This is a genomic window from Nocardia sp. NPDC058497, from assembly GCF_042720195.1.
In the GTDB taxonomy this organism is placed as follows: Bacteria; Actinomycetota; Actinomycetes; order Mycobacteriales; family Mycobacteriaceae; genus Nocardia.
In genome coordinates this window covers 1-1,366 of sequence record NZ_JBHXMY010000970.1, presented here as the reverse complement: position 1 = coordinate 1,366, position 1,366 = coordinate 1, and the positions used below count along the sequence as shown (strand labels likewise).

At 67.5% G+C, this 1,366-nt stretch carries 1 protein-coding gene and 1 pseudogene; one reads left to right on the top strand and one right to left on the bottom strand.

The window, feature by feature from the left end; genetic code table 11:
* Positions 1–741: ABC transporter substrate-binding protein (locus ACFWPJ_RS32945; protein WP_378857449.1), on the bottom strand; the 741-nt coding region annotated here is incomplete at its 3' end.
* Positions 742–1,069: 328 nt separating this feature from the next.
* Between ACFWPJ_RS32945 and ACFWPJ_RS32940 the strand changes: the two are divergent.
* A pseudogene (locus ACFWPJ_RS32940) lies at positions 1,070–1,366 on the top strand (hypothetical protein); the annotation flags it as partial.

The following is a 1,366-nucleotide window of genomic DNA, read 5'->3' as shown; positions in this document are numbered from 1 at the left end:
GGCGCCTAATTTGCAGGCGTGGTCGATATGCCCGCCCAGCACCCATTTGCCCAGCGGGGTGACGCTGTCCAAAATGGACACCTCGATCGCGTCGACCCGCGGCGGGGTGCCGTGCCACCGCTCGTTGCGGACCAGCCTGGTATTGCCGCCGTGGTAGGACTCGAGCCGGAAGGGACCGGTGCCGATCCCGGCGGGGAAGTGGGTGGTGCCCTGCGGCACGGTGAAGGTCATGAGCCGAAGCAGCAGTGGCAGTTGGGTATTGGGCGCGGGCAGGGTGAACACGACGCGGTGCGAGCCGTCGGCGGCGATATCGTTCTCGGCCACCGGCATCTTCGAGGCGCCGCCGACCGAGCGCAGGCGGCGCATCGACCACACCACGTCGTCGGCGGTGACCGGTGCGCCGTTGTGGAACTCCGCGCCGTCGGCGATGGTGAACGTCCAGCGGCGGTTGTCGGCGGAGGGCTCCCAGTGCGAGGCCAGCCGCGGCGCGACAGTCGGGTCGGCGCCGGGGACGGTGAGCGCGTCGTAGAGGAGCGAGGCGATCAGGAAGTCGCTGTCGTTGCTGAGGTTGGCGTGCGGATCGCGCTCGATCCGGGCGGCGGTGCCGAGCGCGCCGACGCGCAGCGTACCGCCCTTCTTCGCGGGCCCGTCGGCCCCCTCGTCACTCGTGCACGAGGCCGCCAGCAGTAGCGCGGTGGCGCCGAGCCCGGATTGCAGGAGCTGCCTGCGTGTGAAACCCATCGTGTTGCCTCCCTCGAACCGCGTGCGCCGCACCACTTTTCCTGGCGTCGCAAACTAGGGAAGGCTAACCTGAAATGCGTGCCGAGTGGTGGGGATCCTCGCGACCGTCGCCGAACCGCAGCCGGGTTGGATACCCCCGGATGTTGCCTGTTCGGACACTTCGGGTAAAACACTTCGCTATACAGATTAGCTATTTCTCAGCTGTCACCTTAGGTAAGTCTTGCCTAATTAGAATACAAGCACTACCTTCGCTCATCGAGTCTCCGATCACCCGTGTTCGACCGATGCGAAGAAGGGAAGGCCGGTGAAAAGCGTTCTGTCCGAACGTATGACACTTCACCTGCACGACATCGAACATCGCGAGCTGCCTCCCGACGCCGCCACGGCCGTCCGCGCGCTCGCGACCGACATCCGCCACCGATTAGGTGACGCACCCCACACCGAGACCCTGCACGACCCCGTGCTGCTGGCCCAGGTGCGCGAGCGCGCCACCGAACTCCCCGACGCCGTCCGCCACGCCGTGCGCCCCCCCCCCACCCCCGCCGGCCCCACCCACCAGCCCCGCCCCTTCCTCGACCACCCCCCAAAACGCCCCCCCACCCCCCCACCAGGTGCGAAAAAAAAA